Origin of the sequence: Thermomonas sp., from assembly GCF_046293095.1 — a bacterium.
Taxonomy (GTDB): domain Bacteria; phylum Pseudomonadota; class Gammaproteobacteria; order Xanthomonadales; family Xanthomonadaceae; genus Thermomonas.
Genome location: NZ_JBKBPN010000001.1, coordinates 550,429 through 569,078, shown reverse-complemented (window position 1 = coordinate 569,078; position 18,650 = coordinate 550,429). Strand labels below are relative to the sequence as shown.

Here is an 18,650-nt window from a genome sequence, read left to right as displayed (position 1 = left end):
ATGATCGACACACGCATCAGGAATGGGGGCAACGCGATGACGACACGCAAAGCGCGCGGCGACATGGCCATGCAGGTGCTGGGGCTGGCGATCCTGGCCGCTGCCGCCTTCGGCGCCTACTGGCTGGTCACCCACCTGTTCCCGACCGAGCTGGGCGCGACCGCCGACTGGCTGGCCGGTCGCTGGCATGCGGTTGTCCGCTGGGTCGCGGGGCTGTTGGCCTAATCCTGTCAGGACACGCGCGGTGAGAGTGGTGGCGGCTCACACCTCCAGCGTCGCCAGGTCGCCCTTCTGCTCCAGCCAGCTCTTGCGGTCGCCGGCGCGCTTCTTCGCCAGCAGCATGTCCATCAGGCCGCGGGTGGCCTCGTCATCGTCCACGGTCAGCTGGACCAGGCGGCGGGTGTCCACGTGCATGGTGGATTCGCGCAGCTGCTGCGGGTTCATCTCGCCCAGCCCCTTGAAGCGGGTTACGTTGACCTGGCCCTTGAGCTTCTCGCGCTGGATCTTCTCCAGCAGCAGGCGCTTTTCCTCTTCGTCCAGCGCGTAGAACACCTGCTTGCCCACGTCCACGCGGAACAGCGGCGGCATCGCCACGAAGACGTGGCCGGCCCGCACCAGGGCGGGAAAGTGGCGCAGGAACAGCGCGCTGAGCAGGGTGGCGATGTGCAGGCCGTCGGAGTCGGCGTCGGCCAGGATGACGATCTTGCCGTAGCGCAGCCCGGACACGTCGTCCTTGCCCGGGTCGCAGCCGATCGCCACCGCCAGGTCGTGCACTTCCTGCGAGGCCAGCACCTGGCCCGAGGCGACTTCCCAGGTATTCAGGATCTTGCCGCGCAGCGGCAGGATGGCCTGGAAGTCCTTGTCGCGCGCCTGCTTGGCGCTGCCGCCGGCGGAGTCGCCTTCGACCAGGAACAGTTCGGTGCGCGACAGATCCTGGCTGATGCAGTCGGCCAGCTTGCCGGGCAGGGCCGGGCCCTGGGTGACTTTTTTGCGGACGATCTGCTTTTCCGTCTTCAGCCGTGCGCTGGCGCGCTCGATGGCCAGCTGGGCGATCCGCTCGCCGGCCTCGGTGTTGGCGTTGAGCCACAGGCTGAAGGCATCGTGCGCGGCGCCTTCCACGAACCCGGCCGCCTGGCGCGAGGACAGGCGCTCCTTGGTCTGGCCGGAGAACTGCGGGTCGGTCATCTTCAGCGACAGTACGAAGCTGACGCGGTCCCACACATCCTCCGGCGCCAGCTTGACGCCGCGCGGCAGCAGGTTGCGGAAATCGCAGAACTCGCGCAGCGCTTCGGTGAAGCCGGTGCGCAGTCCGTTGACGTGGGTGCCGTGCTGGGCGGTGGGGATCAGGTTGACGTAGCTTTCCTGCACCAGCTCGCCGTCGGGCACCCAGGCCACCGCCCAGTCCACCACTTCGGTGTCTTTCTTCAGCGACCCGACGAACAGCTCCGGCGGCAGCAGCTCGCGGTCGGCAAGCTCGCCGCGCAGGTAGTCGCGCAGGCCGTCTTCGAAATACCACTGCACGCGCTCGCCGCTGGCCTCGTCGTACAGGGTGACCGTCAGCCCCGGGCACAGCACGGCCTTGGCGCGCAGCAGGTGCTTGAGCGCGCGCAGGTTGAACTTCGGCGTGTCGAAGTACTTCGGGTCCGGCCAGAAGCGCACGCGGGTGCCGGTGTTCTTCTTGCCCACCGAGCCCACCACCTGCAGCGGCGAGGCGCGATCGCCGTCGGCGAACGCCATGTGGTACTCGTTGCCGTCGCGCTTGATGTAGACGTCCACCTGCTTCGACAGCGCATTGACCACGCTGACGCCGACGCCATGCAGGCCGCCGCTGAAGGTGTAGTTCTTGTTGCTGAACTTGCCGCCCGCGTGCAGGCGGGTGAGGATCAGCTCGACGCCGGGGATTTTCTCCTCCGGGTGGATGTCCACCGGCATGCCGCGGCCGTCATCGGCGACTTCGCAGCTGCCATCGGCATACAGCGTGACGTCGATCCGGCGCGCGTGGCCAGCCAGTGCTTCGTCCACGGCATTGTCGATGACTTCCTGCGCCAGATGGTTGGGGCGGCTGGTGTCGGTGTACATGCCGGGCCGGCGCTTGACCGGATCCAGGCCGGAAAGGACTTCGATGTCGGCGGCGTTGTAGCGGGTGTTCATGGAAGCGCACTGCGGGGGGACGGCGCAGGATGGGCGGCTGGCCCGGTGCGGTCAAGCTGGACGGCGGGCGCGGACCGTGCAAGGACGGCGCCGGGTTTGCGCCGGATCAACCCCTGCGCTCGCCGTCGCGGCGACGATGCCGCGCTTTTTCCCCCCGGCAATGGCGCCCGTGTTCGCCAAGACCGACTTCCGTGCCCAGCGCGTGGCGCTGCGGCGCGGGATCAGCGTGGCGATCGCCTACAATCCGGCCGGGCCGCCGTTCGGCGCGGTTGTTCGGAGCAAGGGATGGCGGCAGGCACGGGCGAGACGTTGGCACCAGGCGCAGGCGGGTCGGCATCCACGCCCGCCCTCCGGGTGCTTGCAGCCGATGTCGGCGGCACTTATGCGCGGCTGGGGCTGGTGAACCTTGCGGACGTCGGGTTCCGCGTCGGCTTCCACCGCCGCTACGAATGCGCGGCCTTCCCCAGCCTGGCGGCCGTGCTGCGCCAATTCCGCCGCGAGGCCGCAGATGCCGGTGAAGTCGATGTCCCGGCTACCTGCGTGGTGGCCATCGCCGGCGTGCTGCAGGGCGATGCCCTGCTCAATGGCAACCTGGCCTGGCCGGTGTCGCTGGTGGCGACCCAGCGGGAGGCCGGCATCGATGACCTGCACCTGATCAACGATTTCGAGGCATTGGCCTGGGCGCTGCCGCACCTGCCGCCGGCGCAGTTCCAGCGGCTGGGCGATGCGGACGGGCTGCCGCTGCCGGTCCTGCTGCTGGGGCCGGGGACTGGCCTGGGCGCCGCGCTGCTGTTGGCGCAGGACGGCCGGCTGGTCGTACAGCCCAGCGAGGCGGGGCAGGCCGCGCTGGCCGCCGGCACGCCGCTGGAGCTGGACATCGTGCGGCTGCTGCAGGCGCAGTCCGGCCACGTGGCCAGCGAACGGGTGTTGTCCGGCCCCGGGCTGGTGACCCTGTACCGGTCGCTGTGCGCGCTGCGCGACGTGCCACCGCGCTGGCATGCGCCGGCGGCGCTGGTGGCGGCGGCAGACGGCGGGCAGGATCCTCTCGCCGCCGAAGCCGTGGCCTTGCTGTGTGGCTGGCTGGGCAGCTTCGCCGGCGACCTGGCGCTGGTGTTCCGAGCGCGGTCGGTGTGCCTGGCCGGCGGCCTCACCGGGCACCTGCTGCAGCACCTGCGCCAGGGTGCGTTCATGCGCCGCTTCCTCGACAAGGGCGTGCTGTCCGACACCCTGCGCCGGGTGCCGGTGAATGCGCTGGAACACGGCGACCTGGGCCTGGTCGGAGCGGCGGCCTGGCTGGCGGCGCAGCCGCGCGGCTGAGCCGGCGGGCAACCATTGGGTGGGGCAGGCTGCTGCCTGCCGGCGCAGTCGCCACGGCGGATGGGTTGGCGGATTGCTCCAAGGAAGGAATGAACAACGCCATCCTGGCGTTGTCAGCCCACGCTGGGCCCGGCGCCTGTCCGGGCTTGGCGCACACGCATCCATCGCTTGCGCGATCGCTGCGGGATTGGCCCTGCATGGCCGACGGGAATCTTCGAAGTTGTTCGGAGATTCCCCAAAGCGCCTTTCCGTATCCGGATCAATGGGTTATGTCGATGGCGCGGATTGGGCGCCATGTACGTCGGCGCGTCTTCCCGCTAGAATGCGGGTTTCCAGCGCCGCGCTGCCGACATGACTTCCCCAGCCTCCCATACGCCCCTCCTCTTTGTGACCGGGGGCGTGGTGTCCTCGCTTGGCAAGGGCATCGCCGCCGCCTCGCTTGCGGCCATTCTCGAAGCGCGTGGCCTCAAGGTCACGATGATGAAGCTCGACCCCTACCTCAACGTCGATCCGGGCACGATGAGCCCGTTCCAGCACGGCGAGGTCTATGTCACCGACGACGGCGCCGAGACCGACCTCGACCTCGGCCACTACGAGCGCTTCGTCAACACCCGCCTGTCCGGGCGCAATTCGATCACCACCGGCAAGATCTACGAGGCGGTGATCCGAAAGGAGCGTCGCGGCGACTACCTGGGCGGCACCGTACAGGTGATCCCGCACGTCACCGACCAGATCAAGCACTGCATCGACGCCGCCACCGCCGGCTTTGACGTGGGCATCGTCGAGATCGGCGGCACCGTGGGCGATATCGAGTCGCTGCCGTTCCTGGAGGCCATCCGCCAGTTGCGCATCGAGCGCGGCGCCGACCACGCCATGTTCATGCACCTGACCCTGGTGCCGTACATCGCCGCCGCCGGCGAACTGAAGACCAAGCCCACCCAGCATTCGGTCAAGGAGCTGCGCGGCATCGGCATCCAGCCGGACGTGCTGATGTGCCGCAGCGAGAAACCGCTGCCGGACGGCGAGCGGCGCAAGATCGCGCTGTTCACCAACGTGCCGGAAAAAGCGGTGATCTCGGCCATTGACCTGGACAACATCTACAAGATCCCGCGCTGGCTGCATGCCCAGGGGCTGGACCAGCTGGTGGTGGAGCAGCTGCGCCTGCAGGACAGGGCGCGCCCGGCCGATCTGTCGGCCTGGGATGCGGTGGTGGAGGCCTCCGAGCACCCCGAGGATGAGGTCACCATCGCCGTGGTCGGCAAGTACATCGACCACAAGGATGCCTACAAATCGGTGGCCGAAGCCTTAAAACACGGCGGCCTGCGTCAGCGCACCCGGGTCAACCTGCGCTGGGTCGAGGCCGGCGATATCGAGCGCGAAGGCGCCGCCGCGCTGCTGGCCGGCGTGGACGGCGTGCTGGTGCCGGGCGGCTTCGGCGACCGCGGTTTCGAAGGCAAGGTGCTGACCTCGCAACATGCCCGCGCGACCCGCCTGCCGTACTTCGGCATCTGCTACGGCATGCAGGCCGCGGTGGTGGACATGGCCCGCCACGAGGCCGGTCTGGCTGGCGCCAACAGCACCGAGAACGACCGCAATGCCGCGCATCCGGTGATCGGCCTGATCACCGAATGGCGCACCCAGAGCGGCGAAGTCGAGCGGCGCAGCGAGGACTCCGACCTGGGCGGCACCATGCGCCTGGGCCTGCAGGAGCAGCGCGTCAAACCCGGCACGCTGGCGCATGCGCTGTACGGCAAGGAGGTAGTGGCCGAGCGCCACCGCCACCGCTACGAATTCAACAATCGCTACCGCACCCAGCTGGAAGACGCCGGGCTGGTGATTTCCGCCAAGTCGATGGACGACCTGCTGGTGGAGATGGTGGAGCTGCCGCAGGCCGTGCATCCGTGGTTCCTGGCCTGCCAGGCGCATCCGGAGTTCCTCTCCACGCCGCGCAGCGGGCATCCGCTGTTCATCGGCTTCATCCGCGCCGCCCGCGAACGCCGTGCGGCCCAGCAGAAGTGAGTGCACCCATGGATCTTTGCGGCTTCAAGGTCGGGCTGGATCAGCCGCTGTTCCTGATCGCCGGCCCCTGCGTGGTGGAAAGCGAGCAGTTGCAGATCGACGTGGCGGGGCAGCTGAAGGAGATCACCGGCAAGCTGGGGATCAACTTCATTTTCAAGTCCAGCTTCGACAAGGCCAACCGCACCTCGCTGCACAGCTTCCGTGGCCCCGGCATGGAAGAGGGCTTGCGCGTGCTGGCCGAGGTCAAGCGCCAGCTCGGCGTGCCGGTGCTCACCGACGTGCACGAGTACACCCCGATGGACGAAGTGGCCTCGGTGGTGGACGTGCTGCAGACACCCGCGTTCCTGGTGCGCCAGACCGACTTCATCCGCAAGGTTTGCGAGGCCGGCAAGCCGGTCAACATCAAGAAGGGCCAGTTCCTGTCGCCGTGGGATATGAAGCCGGTGGTGGAGAAGGCCAGGGCGACCGGCAACCAGCAGATCATGGTCTGCGAGCGCGGCGCCAGCTTCGGCTACAACAACCTGGTCAGCGATATGCGCAGCCTCGCGGTGATGCGCGACACCGGCTGCCCGGTGGTGTTCGATGCCACCCACTCGGTGCAGCTGCCGGGCGGGCAGGGCAGCAGCTCCGGCGGTCAGCGCGAGTTCGTGCCGGTGCTGGCGCGCGCGGCGGTGGCGGTGGGCGTGTCCGGCGTGTTCATGGAAACCCATCCCGACCCCGGCAAGGCGCTGTCCGACGGCCCCAACGCCTGGCCGCTGGGCAGGATGGAAGCGCTGCTGGAAACGCTGCTGGCACTGGATGCCGCGACCAAGCGCGGCGGCTTCCTCGAACAGACCCTCTGAAATTCCCAGGACGATCTCTACGATGACCACGATCACCCGCATCCATGCCCGCGAAATCCTCGACAGCCGCGGCAACCCCACGCTTGAAGCGGACGTGACCCTGGCCGACGGCAGCTTCGGCCGCGCCGCGGTGCCCTCGGGTGCCTCCACCGGCAGCAAGGAAGCCGTGGAGCTGCGCGATGGTGACAAGACGCGCTATCTCGGCAAGGGCGTTTCGAGGGCCGTGGGCAACGTCAACGGCGTGATCGCGGATGCGCTGCAGGGCTTCGATGCGGCCGACCAGGCCGGGTTGGACAAGCGCCTGATCGACCTCGACGGGACCGAGAACAAGGGCCGGCTGGGCGCGAACGCGCTGCTGGGCGTGTCGATGGCGGCCGCGCACGCGGTGGCGGCATCGAAGAAGCAGGTGCTGTGGCAGTACCTCGCCGGCCTGTCCGGCGCGGCGCCGGTGCTGCCGGTGCCGATGATGAACATCATCAACGGCGGCGCGCACGCCGACAACAACGTGGACCTGCAGGAATTCATGGTCCTGCCGGTGGGCTTCGACTCGTTCTCCGAGGCGTTGCGCAGCGGCACCGAGATCTTCCATGCGCTGAAGTCGGTGCTGAAGGCGCGCGGCTTGTCCACCGCGGTGGGCGACGAGGGCGGCTTCGCCCCCGACCTGCGCAGCAACGAGGAAGCGCTGGAGACCATCCTCGAGGCCATCGGCAAGGCCGGGTACAAAGCCGGCGAAGACGTGTTGCTCGGGCTGGACTGCGCGGCCAGCGAGTTCTTCGAGAACGGCAAGTACAACCTCACCGGCGAGGGCAAGCGCCTGACCTCGGAGCAGTTCGTGGACTTCCTGGCCCACTGGGCCGCGCAGTACCCGATCATCACCATCGAGGACGGCATGGCCGAGGACGACTGGGACGGCTGGAAACTGCTGACTGACCGCCTCGGCGGCAAGGTGCAGCTGGTCGGCGACGACCTGTTCGTGACCAACCCGCGCATTTTCAGGGACGGCATCGCGCGTGGCGTTGCCAATGCGATCCTGATCAAGGTCAACCAGATCGGCACCCTGAGCGAGACGTTGGAAGCCATCGCGATGGCTGATGCGGCGAAGTACGCGGCGATCGTCTCGCACCGCTCCGGCGAAACCGAGGACACCACCATTGCCGATATCGCGGTGGCGACCACCGCGACGCAGATCAAGACCGGCTCGCTGTGCCGCAGCGACCGCGTGGCCAAGTACAACCAACTGCTGCGGATCGAGGAGCAGTTGGGCGCGGCTGCGCGCTATGCCGGCCGCGACGCCTTCGTGTCGCTGAAGCGCTGAACCGGTTCCGCCGGTGAAACCGATGCGGGTGCTGCTGCTGGTCCTGGCGCTGCTGCTGGCGGCGCTGCAGGTCAAGCTCTGGTACGGCAGCGGCGGTCAGCGCGAGGTGGCGGCGCTGCAGGCGCAGGTCGCAACGCAGGCGGCGGAGAACCGCAGGCTGCAGGCCCGCAACGACGCGCTGGCCGCGGAAGTCGCCGACCTCAAGGCCGGTGGCGAAGCGGTCGAGGAGCGGGCACGCAGCGAGCTGGGCATGGTGAAGCCTGGCGAGATCTTTTACCGCGTGATCGACGGCGCACAGGCGCCGGCCACGCCGGCTGCAGCACCCGCCGCACCGGCCAGCGGCGACGGCACGACGCCATGAACTGGGCGCTGGTCCCCGCCGCCGGCAGCGGGCGCCGCTTCGGTGGCGAGGTGCCCAAACAGTACCTGCAGGCCGCCGGCAAACCCCTCATCGCGCATGCGCTGGATGCACTGCTGGCGCACCCTCGCATCGACGGCGCGGTGGTGGCGCTGGCGGCAGGCGACGCGCACTGGCCCGGCTGGGCTGTCGTGCAAGGCAAGCCCGTCGTCACCTGCATCGGCGGCGGCGAGCGTGCCGACTCGGTGCTCGCCGCGCTCCGCGCACTGCCGGAAGGCGTGGCCGAAGACGCACTACTGCTGGTGCACGACGCCGCGCGTCCCAACCTGCGCGCGGACGACATCGGCAAACTGATCGACGCGGCGGCCGCCTGTCCCGACGGCGCCATCCTCGCCGCACCGGTGCGCGACACCCTCAAGCGTGCTGGCGACGACGTCCGCATCGACGCCACCGAGCCCAGGGAGCGCCTGTGGCGCGCGCTGACACCGCAGGCGTTCCGCCGTGACCTGCTGCGGCGCGCGCTGGAAACGGCGCAGGCCGATGGCGTGGTGGTGACCGACGAGGCGATGGCGGTCGAGCGCCTGGGCCTGCGCCCGCGCCTGGTCGAAGGGCGCGAGGACAACGTGAAAGTGACTACGCCAGCGGACCTGGCCCTGGTCGAATTCCTGCTGGCGAGGACGTCATGAACATCCGTATTGGCCAGGGTTACGACGTGCATGCCTTCGGCGCGGGCGACCACGTGGTGCTGGGCGGCGTGCGCATCCCGCATACGCGCGGCGTGCTGGCGCACAGCGATGGCGACGTGGCGCTGCATGCGCTCTGCGATGCCATGCTCGGCGCGCTGGCACTGGGCGACATCGGTCGCCACTTCCCGCCGTCCGACGCGCGCTGGAAGGGGGCCGACAGCCGTGCCTTCGTCCGTCATTGCGATGCGCTGCTGCGCGAGCGCGGCTGGCGCGTGGGCAACTGCGACATCACCGTGGTCTGCGAGGCGCCCAAGATCGGGCCGCACACGCAGGCCATGCGCGAGGTGATCGCTGCCGACCTCGGCATCGGCATCGATGCGGTGAGCATCAAGGCCACGACCAGCGAGACGCTCGGGTTCACCGGCCGCGGCGAGGGCATCGCGGCGCAGGCGGTGTGCCTGCTGGTGCCGGCATGACGGCGACCGTGCGCGCCCACGGCGCGCCGGTCCTGGCCGCGCGCATCCGGACCGCGCCGGAAGACTTCTTCGTCGAGGAATTGCCGGGGTTTGAGGCAAGCGGTGCGGGCGAACACCTGCTGCTGACGGTTGAAAAGCGCGGCATGAACACCGTCTTCGCGGCCAAGGTCATCGCGCAATGGGCGGGCGTGGACGAGTCGGCAATCGGCTACGCCGGGCTGAAGGATCGCCATGCGGTAACGCGCCAGCGGTTTTCGATGTGGATTCCGAAAAAGATCGCGCCGCCGATCGAGGCATTGCAGCGCGACGACCTGCGCGTGCTGGGCCACGCCTGGCATGCGCGCAAGCTGCCGCGCGGCGCGCTGGCCGGCAACCGCTTCGTGCTGGTGCTGCGCGAGGTCGCGGGCGCGCGCGAGGCGATCGAGGCGCGCCTGTCCGCCATTGCCCGGCGCGGCGTGCCCAACTTTTTTGGTGAGCAGCGCTTCGGCCGCGGCGGCGGCAACGTGTCGCAGGCGGTGGCGATGTTTGCCGGCCGCCGGGTGAAGCGCGAGGAGCGCACGATGCTGCTGTCGGCAGCGCGTTCCGAGCTGTTCAACCGGGTGCTGGCCGCGCGCATCGAGGCCGGCTGCTGGGACGCGCCGCTGGAGGGCGAGGTGTGGATGCTGGACGGCAGCCGCAGCGTGTTCGGGCCCGAGGCGTTCACTCCCGAATTGCAGGCGCGGCTGGATGCGTTCGACATCCATCCCACCGGCCCGCTGTGGGGCGAGGGCGACCTGCGCAGCACGGGTGCTGCCCGCGAACTGGAGCTGGCGGCGCTGGCCGGCGATACCGCCATGCGGCTGCGGGCTGGGTTGGAGCGTGCGGGCCTGAAGCAGGAGCGCCGTACCCTGCGCCTGCGGCCCGCAGGCCTCAGCTGGGTCTGGCGCGACGATGGCGCGTTGGTGCTGCGCTTCGACCTGCCGCCCGGCTGCTACGCGACCACGGTGCTGGGCGAACTCGGCGAGGTCGTGGACGCCGCGGCATTGGGTTGAGCGCGGTCGTCCGTGCACCCGCGGACGGTGGGCGGGGGCACGCTGGAAGTGCGGCCGGTGCCGGCGTCAGGTCCGCTTTTCCAGCAGCACCAGCACTGCCCCGGTCCCGCCCTGTGCGGCCGGCGGCGAGTGGAAGGCCAGCACGTCGGCGCGCTGGCGCAGGATGCGGTCCACCAGGTTCTTCAACACCGGCAGGCGTTCCTCCGAGTTGCGGCCCTTGCCGTGGACGATCCGCACGCAGCCCAGCCCGTGGGCGCGGCAGTCGCGCAGGAATTCGCGCAGCAGCGCCTCGGCCGCCCGTGCCGGCAGGCCGTGCAGGTCCAGTTCCTCCTGCGCCGCGTATTCGCCGCGGGCCAGTTTCTTCAACACCCGCGGGGGGATCTCGTCGCGCCGGTAGCTGAGCGCGTCGCCGGCCTCCAGCGCCGAGACCAGCATGTGCCGGAACGCCTCGCGCGCGGCATCCTCGTCGCGGCGGGCCATCTTGGCCGAGGGTTTCGGCTTCGGTGGGGCGGGCGGCAGTGGCGCGGGCGGCAGCGGGCGGACTTGCCCGGCATCGGCGCCGATGGCGGCGCGGAACAGGCTGGCGTCGTCGCGGTCGTCGGGAACGGGCGGGGCCTTGCGCATGCGGGAAGGGTACCGCGAAGCGCGCGTGCCATCCGGTATCATGGCCCGATGCAGAATGTTCCGATGCCGTGATGCGGGTCCTGGTCAGCAACGACGACGGCGTCGACGCCCCCGGCATCCATGCGCTGGCCAACGGCCTGCGCGACGCTGGCCACGAGGTGCTGGTGGTGGCGCCCGATCGCGACCGCAGCGGCGCCAGCAATTCCCTGACGCTGGATGCGCCGATCCGGGTAGTGCGACTGGATGCGGCCACCTGGAAGGTGTACGGCACGCCCACCGACTGCGTGCATGTGGCGCTGACCGGGATGCTGGAGGCATTGGGCCTGATGCCCGATATCGTGGTATCTGGCATCAACAACGTCGCCAACCTGGGCGACGACGTCATCTATTCCGGCACTGTGGCGGCCGCGATGGAAGGCCGCTTCCTCGGCCTGCCGTCGGTGGCGGTCTCGCTGGTCACGGAAGGACACGTCGGCCGCCATTACGACAGCGCCGCCCGTGCGGCGGTGGAGATCGTCGAGCGTCTGCGCCGCGACCCGCTGCCGGCCAGCACCATCCTCAACGTCAACGTGCCGGACCTGCCCTGGGGCCGGATCCGCGGCTTCGAGACCAGCCGGCTGGGCCATCGCCACCGCGCCGAACCGTGCACGCCGCAGGAAGACCCGCGCGGGCGCCAGTGGTGGTGGATCGGCGCCGCCGGCGACGAACAGGACGCCGGGCCCGGTACCGACTTCCACGCGGTGCGCACCGGCCACATTGCCATCACCCCGCTGCATGTCGACCTGACCCGCTACCAGGCGTTGGAGCAGGTGGCCGGCTGGGTGGGTGGGCTGGCCGCATCGCTGGAGACGGCACCGTGATCGCACGCTTGCGCCTGCAGCCGGCCGACCTGGGCATGGGCCTGACCGGCCAGCGCGTGCGCGACCGGCTGATCGAGGACCTGCGCAAGGGCGGGATCGCCGATGAGCGCGTGCTCAATGCGATCCGCACCGTGCCGCGGCACCGGTTTGTGGATGAGGCGCTGGCGTCGCGCGCCTATGAGAACAACGCCCTGCCGATCGGCCACGGGCAAACCATCTCGCAGCCGCTGGTGGTGGCGAAGATGACCGAGGCGCTGCTGCGCGACGGCCCGAAGCGGGTGCTGGAGGTCGGTACCGGCTCCGGCTACCAGGCCGCGGTGCTGGCCGCGCTGGGGCTGGAGGTCTACACGGTCGAGCGCATCGGCGACCTGCTGCGCACTGCACGCAAACGCTTCCGCGCGCTCGGCCTGCAGGTGCGCAGCAAGCATGACGACGGCCGCATCGGTTGGCCGGAGGAGGCGCCGTTCGACGCCATCATCGTCACCGCTGCTGGCCCCGCGCTGGTGGATGCGCTGCTCGGCCAGCTGGCCTCCGGCGGCGTGCTGGTCGCACCGGTGGGCGCCTCGGCCGGGCAATCCCTGCTGTGTCTGCGCAAGGATGCGGAGGGAGGGCTGGTGCAGGAAGACCTCGGCGCCGTCGTGTTCGTGCCGCTGCTGTCCGGGATGGTGGATCGATGAAGCTGTTCGGCCCCCTCTACCAGCGCGCGCTGGCATGGTCGCGGCATCCCAAGGCCCCGGCGCTGCTGGGCGGCCTGAGCTTCGCCGAGGCGATCGTGTTCCCGGTGATGCCCGAAGTGATGCTGGCGCCGATGTGCCTAGCGCAGCCAAAGCATGCGTTCCGTTTCGCCAACATCAGCCTGCTGTTTTCACTGCTGGGTGCGGTGGTCGGCTATCTGCTGGGCCACTACGCCTATGAGCTGGTGAAGCCGGCGCTGGCCGCGCTGGGCTGGCTGGGCCGGATCGACGCGCAGGTGGAGGAGCTGCGCGGCATCGTGGCGCATTCGCCGTGGCGCGCGTTCTGGCTGCTGGTGCTGGCCGGCTTCACCCCGATTCCGCTGAAGATCTTCACCTGGGCCAGTGGCGTGGTGGGCGTGCCGATGCTGCCGTTCCTGGCGGCCATGCTGGTCGGGCGCGGCAAGCGCGTCCACCTGCTGGCGCTGGTCATCCGGCTGGGCGGCGAGCGCGCCGAGCGCGCGCTGCACCGCTGGATCGAACACCTCGGCTGGGCCTCGCTGCTGCTGCTGGCCGGGCTGGCGGGTTGGTTGCTGTTGCACGGGCATGCGGCATGATGAAAGGCATGCGAGTGAACCGGATCCTGATGGGCGTGGTGGCCGTGACGGTGCTGGCCAGCTGCTCGCACACCCGGCTGGTACGCGCGCCGGCGGCGTCCGGCGGGCAGTCGGCGTTGCCGCCGGTTCGCGTATCGCAGCCCCAATACGGGGCTACCGTGGTGGTGCAGCGCGGCCAGACCGTCTACCGCATCGCCACCGAAAACGGCATCACCGCGCTCGACCTGGCGCTGTGGAACGATATCCCGCCGCCTTACACCATCTATCCGGGCCAGCGGCTGCGGCTGTATCCCCTGGATCGCCGCGCCGCGCCGCCGCGTCCGGTTACCTCTTTGCCGCCAGCCGGTGCGGGGAGCGCTGCCGCGCCGCGCCCCGCACCACCGCCCGTCGCGCCGCCAGCGGCCGCCAGCACCCTGGCCTGGCGCTGGCCGGCCGAGGGCGAGATCGTGGGGGGGTTCGCGGGTGGCGACCCGACCCGCCAAGGTATCGACATCGCCGGCAAGGCAGGCCAGCCGGTGCGCGCCGCCGCCGACGGCGTGGTGGTTTACTCCGGCTCGGGGCTGGTGGGCTACGGCGAGTTGGTCATCATCAAGCACAACGACCAGTGGCTGTCGGCCTACGGCCACAACCGCGCGCGGCTGGTGAACGAAGGGGCGCTGGTCAAGGCCGGCCAGCAGATCGCGGAGATGGGCCGCAGCGGCGCGTCGCGCGACATGCTGCATTTCGAGATCCGCTACAACGGCAAGCCCGTGGATCCGTTGGCCTACTTGCCAGCACGTTGAGCGGCGATCCGGGTCATCACGTGCGCATCCTAAGCGGATGAGCGGTATTTGTGGCGCCTGCGTGGCGCAGGCGTGTCAGCGGACCGATTTCAGGGTCAGTTCCAGCTCGTCCCGGCCGTCGCGGCGCTGCAGGATGCGGGCGGGCGTTGGCAGGCCGTCCACCACCCACACAATCACCTGCTTGTCGTCGCCGGTGCGCGCCACCTTGGTCGCAGTGCGGGGCTGCCCGGCCACGGTGATGGTGTCCTTGCCAAGGTTCTGGAAGCGCTGCGGGCGCGCCACACCGTTGTCGACCAGCCGGTAGTTGAGCGGCTTGCCCGCGGCCACGTCGCGCACCAGCGCCAGATTCAGCAGCATGCCGTCAAGGTCGCCGTCCTCCAGCTTGACCGGCCCGGCGCGATCGTCCTTCACGTCGCCGCTCCAGCGCGCCTCGCGCTGGGTCCAGTCGTAGGTGGCGTTCCTCTGTGAGCGCTTGAACAGCACTTGGGTGGCGTCCACGCCCGACAGCGGGCGGAAGCTGCCGCCGGTTTCCTCGAACACCGTGGTCTGGCGCGAGCTGCCCAACTGGTTGCTGACGACCAGCTCGTAGGTCCAGCGGTCGCCGGCGGTGCGGCTGAGGCTGATCTGCGCATTGGCCTGCACACCCTTCCAGTTGGCGTCGTAGTCGGCGACGAATGGCTTGAGGGCCCAGGCCGGCGCGGTGGCCAGCAGGAGCAACAGCAGGGCGAACAGACGGCGTGCGCTCATCGGGGAATCCTTGTGAAAGACAGCATGGCAGCCGTCATGTCGCGGCCGACTCTAGCGGCAGCGGTGTAAACACGGCCTGACCATCCAGCACTACCTGTCCATTCCGTTCAGCCAGGCGCCCAGCGGCGGCCAAGCGCAGCACCTGCAGCAGCAGCGGGTGTTCCACGGCCAGCACCCGGGCGGCAAGGCTGTCGGCATCGTCGCCCGGTAGCACCGGCACCCGGGCCTGGGCGATCACCGGGCCGCCGTCCAGCTCCGCGGTCACGAAGTGCACGCTGGCGCCGTGCTCGCGGTCGCCAGCGTCCAGTGCGCGCTGGTGGGTGTGCAGGCCCTTGTATTTGGGCAGCAGCGCGGGATGGATGTTGAGCAGCCGGCCATGGAAGCGCTGCACGAAGTCCGGGCCAAGAATGCGCATGTAGCCGGCGCAGACGATCCAGTCCGGTGTGGCGGCGGCAATCGCATCGCCCAGCGCCGCGTCGAACGCGGCGCGGCTGCCGCAGGACTTGGGGGTGCGCGCCCAGCGCAGGGCCTCGGGTACCCGGAGCAGGGCCGGGGCGTCGGGGTTGTCCGAGAATACGCCGACCACCTGCGCGTCCAGGGTGCCGGCGGCGATGGCGTCGAGGATGGCCTGCAGATTGCTGCCGCGGCCGGAGGCAAGGGCGGCGATGCGGATGGGCATGGCGTCAGGTCAGCCGATACGCAGACGGTCGCCGTCACGCGGCGGGGTGACCTGGCCGATCCGCCAGTGGGCCAGGCCCAGACGGTCGAGGTCGGCCTCGATGGCGGCCACGTCGGCCGGGTCGGCCATCAGGACGTAGCCGATACCGCAGTTGAAGGTGCGCCACATTTCCGGCTCGGCCACGCCGCCTTCGCGCTGCAGCCAGTCGAACACGGCCGGGCGCGGCCAGCTGGACACGTCGATGTCCAGCCCCAGCGGGGCCGGAACCACGCGGATGATCTTTTCCACCAGCGCGCCGCCGGTGACGTGCGCCATCGCGTGGATGTCGTGCTTGGCCAGCAGTTCCAGCACTGGCTTGACGTAAATGCGGGTGGGCGCCATCAGCGCGTCGGCCAGGGGGGTGCCGCCCAGGTCGAGGTCGAGCGGGTTGCCGGCGCGCTGCAGGATCTTGCGGATCAGCGAGTAGCCGTTGGAATGCGGGCCGCTGGAGGCCAGACCGATCAGCACGTCGCCTGCGCGCAGGGCGCTGGAATCGATCAGCTTGGACTTCTCCACCGCGCCGACGGTGAAGCCGGCGAGGTCATAGTCGCCGGGCGGGTACATGTCCGGCATTTCCGCCGTCTCGCCGCCGATCAGCGCACAGCCGGCAATCTCGCAGCCCTTGGCAATGCCGGCGACCACGTTGACGGCGGTGTCCACGTCCAGCTTGCCGGTGGCGAAGTAGTCCAGGAAGAACAGCGGTTCGGCGCCCTGCACCAGCACGTCGTTGACGCACATCGCCACCAGATCCTGGCCGATCGTGTCGTGGCGATTCAGTTGCTTGGCGAGGATCAGCTTGGTGCCCACACCGTCGGTGCCGGACACCAGCACCGGCTCCCGGTAGCGGCCGGCCAGGTCGAACAGGCCGCCGAACAGGCCCACGCCGCCCAGGACTTCGGGGCGCAGCGTGCGGCGCACCAGCGGCTTGATCCGCTCCACCACGGCGTTGCCGGCATCGATGTCAACACCGGCGTCGCGGTAGGTCAGGCCGGAAGAGGAGGGCGTGGAAGGCGTCACGGCGGACTCGCGCGGGCATTGTGAATCCGCGATTTTAGCAGCCGCGCAACCCGGACATGGACGTGTCCGTCCGCCTGCGGCACCATTTCCCCACGCAATGGCCGGAACTCCGGCGAGGAAGGGCGATGCAAACCAAGCCGCAATGGACGATGCAACCGGGTCTGGGCTGGCTGCGGGCAGCGCTGCTGGCCGCGGTGCTGGGCCTGTTGCCGGCGGGCGTGGCGCTGGCGCAGCGGACCGAGGGCGACCGCGCGCAGGCGCAGGGCGCCTACCAGGCGGAAGTTCCGGTCCGCAACCAGACCGATGCCGAGCGTGAGAAGGCGTTCGTCCGTGCGTTGGCGCAGGTGCTGGTCAATGTCACCGGGGATGATGGCGCTACCCAGCGTCCGGGCGTGCGCGAGGAGCTGGCCAAAGCCACCCATTACGTGGAAGGGTACGACTATCGCCAGGACGAAGGCGTGTCCGCCACCGGCGCGCCAAGTTTCCAGACCATGCTGGTGGTGCGTTTCCGCCAGGCCGACGTGGATGATCTGGTGGCCATGCTCGGCCTGCCCAGCTGGCCGCAGCCGCGTCCCAAGCCGGTGCTGTGGCTGGCCATCGACGACGGCAGTGGGCCGCGCCTGGTCGGGTTGGCGCAGGTAAACGCGGCGCGCTCGATCCTGGATGCCGCCAAGTCGCGCGGCTACGCGCTGGGTCTGCCCGCCGGCACCGCCGCGGAACAGGCGGCAGTGGGCGCGATCTGGCGCGGCGACATCGCTGCCATCTCGGCCCTCTCCAAGCGCTACAGCCCGCCGATGCAACTGATCGGCAAGCTGCGCCGCAGTGCGGGTGGCTGGAGTGCCGACTGGACCTTGGTTGACGGCGGCAAGGTGCTGTCGACCTGGCAGACCAGCCATCCGGATGCCCGCCGGGCCATGGCCGGGGGCGCGGACGGTGCCGCCGACGCGCTGTTCAAGCGTTACGCCAAGGCGGGCGCCGCCGGACCGGCGGGCGTCTACCGGCTGCGCATCCTCGGCATCCGCGGCGCGGACGATTACCTGCGATTGGCGGGGTATCTGGACGGGATCGCCATCGTGAAGCGCATCGCGCCGGTCGCGGCGTCGCCCGAGGCGCTGGAACTGGACCTCGATCTGGCCACGGGTCTTGCCGGCTTCAATCGCTACATCGCGCGCGGCGACCTGCTGGTGCCCGTCGCCGGTGATCCGGCCGACGCCGGTGGTCCGGCGATTTTCCGCCTCACGGGGGGTTGAGCATGCATCGCGACGAAGATCTGGCCACCATCGCCGCGTTCTATCGGCGCGTGCAGTCGACGGCGCTGTTGCTGGGGATCGGCTGGCTGCTGTGGCTGCTGGCGCCGATCCTCACTCCGTTTGCCCTGGCCGCGCTGCTGGGCTGGCTGGGCGATCCGATGGTGGATCGCCTGGAGCGACGAATGTCGCGCAACTGGGCCGTGACGGTGGTGTTTTCCAGCATCGTCCTGCTCATGTTGCTGCTGCTGGTGCTGCTGTTGCCGGTGCTGGAGGCGCAGGTGATGACCTTGGTCGATTCGCTGCCGGGCTACCGCGACTGGTTGGTGCAGACCGCGCTGCCCTGGCTGGAGCGGCGCACCGGGTTGCAGATCCTGGCCTGGTTTGACCCGCAGCGCCTGTTCGAGCTGATCCGCACGCACTGGCAGAGTGCAGGTGGTATCGCGGCGGTGGTGCTGGGCTATGTCTCGCGCTCCGGCGTTGCTCTGCTGGCCTGGCTGGCCAATCTCGCCCTGCTACCGGTACTGACCTTTTTCTTTTTGCGCGACTGGGATCTGATCGTGGAGCGCATCGCCGCCCTGGTGCCGCGCAGCCATTACGACACCGTGCGCACGCTGGCGCATCAGACCGACGAGGTGCTGGGCGGTTTTCTGCGCGGCCAGATGCTGGTCATGCTGATCCTTGGGGTGCTGTATGCCCTTGGGTTGTGGCTGGTGGGGCTGGATCTGGGCATCCTGATCGGCCTGGTGGCCGGGCTGTTGACCTTCGTGCCGTATCTGGGGCCGGCTTCGATCGTGATCTTCGGCGGACTGGCGGCGCTGGTGCAGTTTGGTGACTGGCAGCATCTGCTGGGGGTGGGCATCGTGTTCACCGTCGGCCAGCTGGTGGAGAGCTTCCTGCTGACGCCGGTGCTGGTGGGCGATCGCATCGGCCTGCATCCGATGGCGGTGATCTTCGCGGTGATGGCCGGTGGCACCCTGTTTGGCTTTCTCGGCATGCTGCTGGCGCTGCCGGTGGCGGCGGTGGCGAACGTGCTGCTGCGCTATGCCCATGAACGTTATCGCCACAGCCGCCTGTATGCCGGCGACGCGCCGGTGAGCGCGGCGCCCGCCGAGGTTATGCCGGACGCAGCCCCGGTGCCGGCCGCCGATGTGGACGCGCCTGCGCCCTGA

The 18,650-nt window shown here is 69.6% G+C and carries 20 protein-coding genes; 15 read left to right on the top strand and 5 right to left on the bottom strand.

Features of this window, described 5'->3' with window-relative positions:
* The first annotated feature begins 36 nt into the window (after positions 1-36).
* Positions 37-225 carry a hypothetical protein gene (locus ACK4SG_RS02795; RefSeq protein WP_409599463.1) on the top strand — a complete coding sequence of 63 codons (189 nt, stop codon included), beginning with the start codon at positions 37-39 and terminating at the stop codon, positions 223-225.
* A 36-nt stretch (positions 226-261) separates the two neighbouring features.
* Here the strand turns inward: ACK4SG_RS02795 and parE are convergent, their stop codons facing one another.
* A complete protein-coding gene (parE, locus tag ACK4SG_RS02790; protein WP_409599461.1) occupies positions 262-2,151 on the bottom strand; it encodes a DNA topoisomerase IV subunit B in 1,890 nt (629 codons plus the stop codon).
* Between the two features lie 354 nt (positions 2,152-2,505).
* Between parE and ACK4SG_RS02785 the strand changes: the two genes are divergently transcribed.
* From ACK4SG_RS02785 to truD, 8 genes are all read left to right on the top strand, one after another.
* A complete protein-coding gene (locus tag ACK4SG_RS02785; RefSeq protein ID WP_409599459.1) occupies positions 2,506-3,468 on the top strand; it encodes a glucokinase in 963 nt (320 codons plus the stop codon).
* A gap of 351 nt (positions 3,469-3,819) precedes the next feature.
* Positions 3,820-5,487 (top strand): CTP synthase, encoded by a 1,668-nt coding sequence (locus ACK4SG_RS02780; RefSeq protein ID WP_409599457.1) that lies wholly within the window; start codon positions 3,820-3,822, stop codon positions 5,485-5,487.
* A gap of 8 nt (positions 5,488-5,495) precedes the next feature.
* Positions 5,496-6,329, top strand: a complete 834-nt coding sequence (gene kdsA, locus ACK4SG_RS02775; protein WP_409599455.1) for a 3-deoxy-8-phosphooctulonate synthase — start codon at positions 5,496-5,498, stop codon at positions 6,327-6,329.
* Positions 6,330-6,351: 22 nt separating this feature from the next.
* Positions 6,352-7,644: a phosphopyruvate hydratase gene (eno, locus tag ACK4SG_RS02770; protein ID WP_409599453.1), complete on the top strand. Its 1,293-nt coding sequence runs from the start codon at positions 6,352-6,354 to the stop codon at positions 7,642-7,644.
* A gap of 13 nt (positions 7,645-7,657) precedes the next feature.
* Entirely contained in the window at positions 7,658-8,005 is a 348-nt protein-coding gene (ftsB, locus tag ACK4SG_RS02765) for a cell division protein FtsB (protein WP_409599451.1), read from the top strand.
* Positions 8,002-8,688: a 2-C-methyl-D-erythritol 4-phosphate cytidylyltransferase gene (gene ispD / locus ACK4SG_RS02760; protein ID WP_409599449.1), complete on the top strand. Its 687-nt coding sequence runs from the start codon at positions 8,002-8,004 to the stop codon at positions 8,686-8,688. Before ftsB ends, ispD begins: the two co-directional genes overlap by 4 nt.
* Positions 8,685-9,164, top strand: coding sequence for a 2-C-methyl-D-erythritol 2,4-cyclodiphosphate synthase (gene ispF / locus ACK4SG_RS02755; protein WP_409599447.1), 480 nt, complete (start codon positions 8,685-8,687; stop codon positions 9,162-9,164). The genes ispD and ispF overlap by 4 nt, the downstream gene beginning before the upstream one ends.
* Positions 9,161-10,195, top strand: coding sequence for a tRNA pseudouridine(13) synthase TruD (gene truD / locus ACK4SG_RS02750; RefSeq protein ID WP_409599444.1), 1,035 nt, complete (start codon positions 9,161-9,163; stop codon positions 10,193-10,195). Before ispF ends, truD begins: the two co-directional genes overlap by 4 nt.
* 66 nt (positions 10,196-10,261) lie before the next feature.
* On the opposite strand, the gene ACK4SG_RS02745 is transcribed toward truD, so the two are convergent.
* Positions 10,262-10,819 carry a Smr/MutS family protein gene (locus ACK4SG_RS02745; RefSeq protein ID WP_409599442.1) on the bottom strand — a complete coding sequence of 186 codons (558 nt, stop codon included), beginning with the start codon at positions 10,817-10,819 and terminating at the stop codon, positions 10,262-10,264.
* 71 nt (positions 10,820-10,890) lie between these two features.
* Between ACK4SG_RS02745 and surE the strand changes: the two genes are divergently transcribed.
* From surE to ACK4SG_RS02725, 4 genes are read left to right on the top strand one after another with little or no spacing between them, the layout of a single operon-like run.
* Positions 10,891-11,679 carry a 5'/3'-nucleotidase SurE gene (gene surE / locus ACK4SG_RS02740; protein ID WP_409599440.1) on the top strand — a complete coding sequence of 263 codons (789 nt, stop codon included), beginning with the start codon at positions 10,891-10,893 and terminating at the stop codon, positions 11,677-11,679.
* On the top strand, positions 11,676-12,356 hold the full coding sequence (locus ACK4SG_RS02735; RefSeq protein ID WP_409599438.1) for a protein-L-isoaspartate(D-aspartate) O-methyltransferase: 681 nt from the start codon (positions 11,676-11,678) through the stop codon (positions 12,354-12,356). The genes surE and ACK4SG_RS02735 overlap by 4 nt, the downstream gene beginning before the upstream one ends.
* Complete coding sequence (locus ACK4SG_RS02730) at positions 12,353-12,967, top strand: YqaA family protein (RefSeq protein ID WP_409599436.1); 615 nt, start codon at positions 12,353-12,355, stop codon at positions 12,965-12,967. The genes ACK4SG_RS02735 and ACK4SG_RS02730 overlap by 4 nt, the downstream gene beginning before the upstream one ends.
* On the top strand, positions 12,967-13,749 hold the full coding sequence (locus tag ACK4SG_RS02725) for a peptidoglycan DD-metalloendopeptidase family protein (protein ID WP_409599434.1): 783 nt from the start codon (positions 12,967-12,969) through the stop codon (positions 13,747-13,749). Before ACK4SG_RS02730 ends, ACK4SG_RS02725 begins: the two co-directional genes overlap by 1 nt.
* A gap of 75 nt (positions 13,750-13,824) precedes the next feature.
* On the opposite strand, the gene ACK4SG_RS02720 is transcribed toward ACK4SG_RS02725, so the two are convergent.
* Genes ACK4SG_RS02720 through purM form a run of 3 tightly spaced genes read right to left on the bottom strand, consistent with a single transcriptional unit; the run spans position 13,825 to position 16,231 of the window.
* Entirely contained in the window at positions 13,825-14,496 is a 672-nt protein-coding gene (locus ACK4SG_RS02720; protein ID WP_409599432.1) for a DUF3108 domain-containing protein, read from the bottom strand.
* 34 nt (positions 14,497-14,530) lie between these two features.
* Positions 14,531-15,175, bottom strand: coding sequence for a phosphoribosylglycinamide formyltransferase (gene purN / locus ACK4SG_RS02715; protein WP_409599430.1), 645 nt, complete (start codon positions 15,173-15,175; stop codon positions 14,531-14,533).
* 9 nt (positions 15,176-15,184) lie between these two features.
* Positions 15,185-16,231, bottom strand: coding sequence for a phosphoribosylformylglycinamidine cyclo-ligase (purM, locus tag ACK4SG_RS02710; protein ID WP_409599428.1), 1,047 nt, complete (start codon positions 16,229-16,231; stop codon positions 15,185-15,187).
* A gap of 149 nt (positions 16,232-16,380) precedes the next feature.
* Between purM and ACK4SG_RS02705 the strand changes: the two genes are divergently transcribed.
* A complete protein-coding gene (locus tag ACK4SG_RS02705; protein ID WP_409599721.1) occupies positions 16,381-17,481 on the top strand; it encodes a DUF2066 domain-containing protein in 1,101 nt (366 codons plus the stop codon).
* Between the two features lie 2 nt (positions 17,482-17,483).
* The gene (locus tag ACK4SG_RS02700) at positions 17,484-18,650 is read left to right on the top strand and encodes an AI-2E family transporter (protein WP_409599426.1); all 1,167 of its coding nucleotides are present in this window, start codon (positions 17,484-17,486) and stop codon (positions 18,648-18,650) included.

Excerpts from the sequence above, each read along its gene's own strand:
- ACK4SG_RS02795 (WP_409599463.1), top strand. The coding sequence starts at position 37 with ATGACGACACGCAAAGCGCGCGGCGACATGGCCATGCAGGTGCTGGGG.
- parE (WP_409599461.1), bottom strand. The coding sequence starts at position 2,151 with ATGAACACCCGCTACAACGCCGCCGACATCGAAGTCCTTTCCGGCCTG.
- ACK4SG_RS02780 (WP_409599457.1), top strand. The coding sequence starts at position 3,820 with ATGACTTCCCCAGCCTCCCATACGCCCCTCCTCTTTGTGACCGGGGGC.
- kdsA (WP_409599455.1), top strand. The coding sequence starts at position 5,496 with ATGGATCTTTGCGGCTTCAAGGTCGGGCTGGATCAGCCGCTGTTCCTG.
- eno (WP_409599453.1), top strand. The coding sequence starts at position 6,352 with ATGACCACGATCACCCGCATCCATGCCCGCGAAATCCTCGACAGCCGC.
- ispD (WP_409599449.1), top strand. The coding sequence starts at position 8,002 with ATGAACTGGGCGCTGGTCCCCGCCGCCGGCAGCGGGCGCCGCTTCGGT.
- ispF (WP_409599447.1), top strand. The coding sequence starts at position 8,685 with ATGAACATCCGTATTGGCCAGGGTTACGACGTGCATGCCTTCGGCGCG.
- truD (WP_409599444.1), top strand. The coding sequence starts at position 9,161 with ATGACGGCGACCGTGCGCGCCCACGGCGCGCCGGTCCTGGCCGCGCGC.
- ACK4SG_RS02745 (WP_409599442.1), bottom strand. The coding sequence starts at position 10,819 with ATGCGCAAGGCCCCGCCCGTTCCCGACGACCGCGACGACGCCAGCCTG.
- surE (WP_409599440.1), top strand. The coding sequence starts at position 10,891 with ATGCGGGTCCTGGTCAGCAACGACGACGGCGTCGACGCCCCCGGCATC.
- ACK4SG_RS02730 (WP_409599436.1), top strand. The coding sequence starts at position 12,353 with ATGAAGCTGTTCGGCCCCCTCTACCAGCGCGCGCTGGCATGGTCGCGG.
- ACK4SG_RS02725 (WP_409599434.1), top strand. The coding sequence starts at position 12,967 with ATGAAAGGCATGCGAGTGAACCGGATCCTGATGGGCGTGGTGGCCGTG.
- ACK4SG_RS02720 (WP_409599432.1), bottom strand. The coding sequence starts at position 14,496 with ATGAGCGCACGCCGTCTGTTCGCCCTGCTGTTGCTCCTGCTGGCCACC.
- purN (WP_409599430.1), bottom strand. The coding sequence starts at position 15,175 with ATGCCCATCCGCATCGCCGCCCTTGCCTCCGGCCGCGGCAGCAATCTG.
- ACK4SG_RS02705 (WP_409599721.1), top strand. The coding sequence starts at position 16,381 with ATGCAACCGGGTCTGGGCTGGCTGCGGGCAGCGCTGCTGGCCGCGGTG.
- ACK4SG_RS02700 (WP_409599426.1), top strand. The coding sequence starts at position 17,484 with ATGCATCGCGACGAAGATCTGGCCACCATCGCCGCGTTCTATCGGCGC.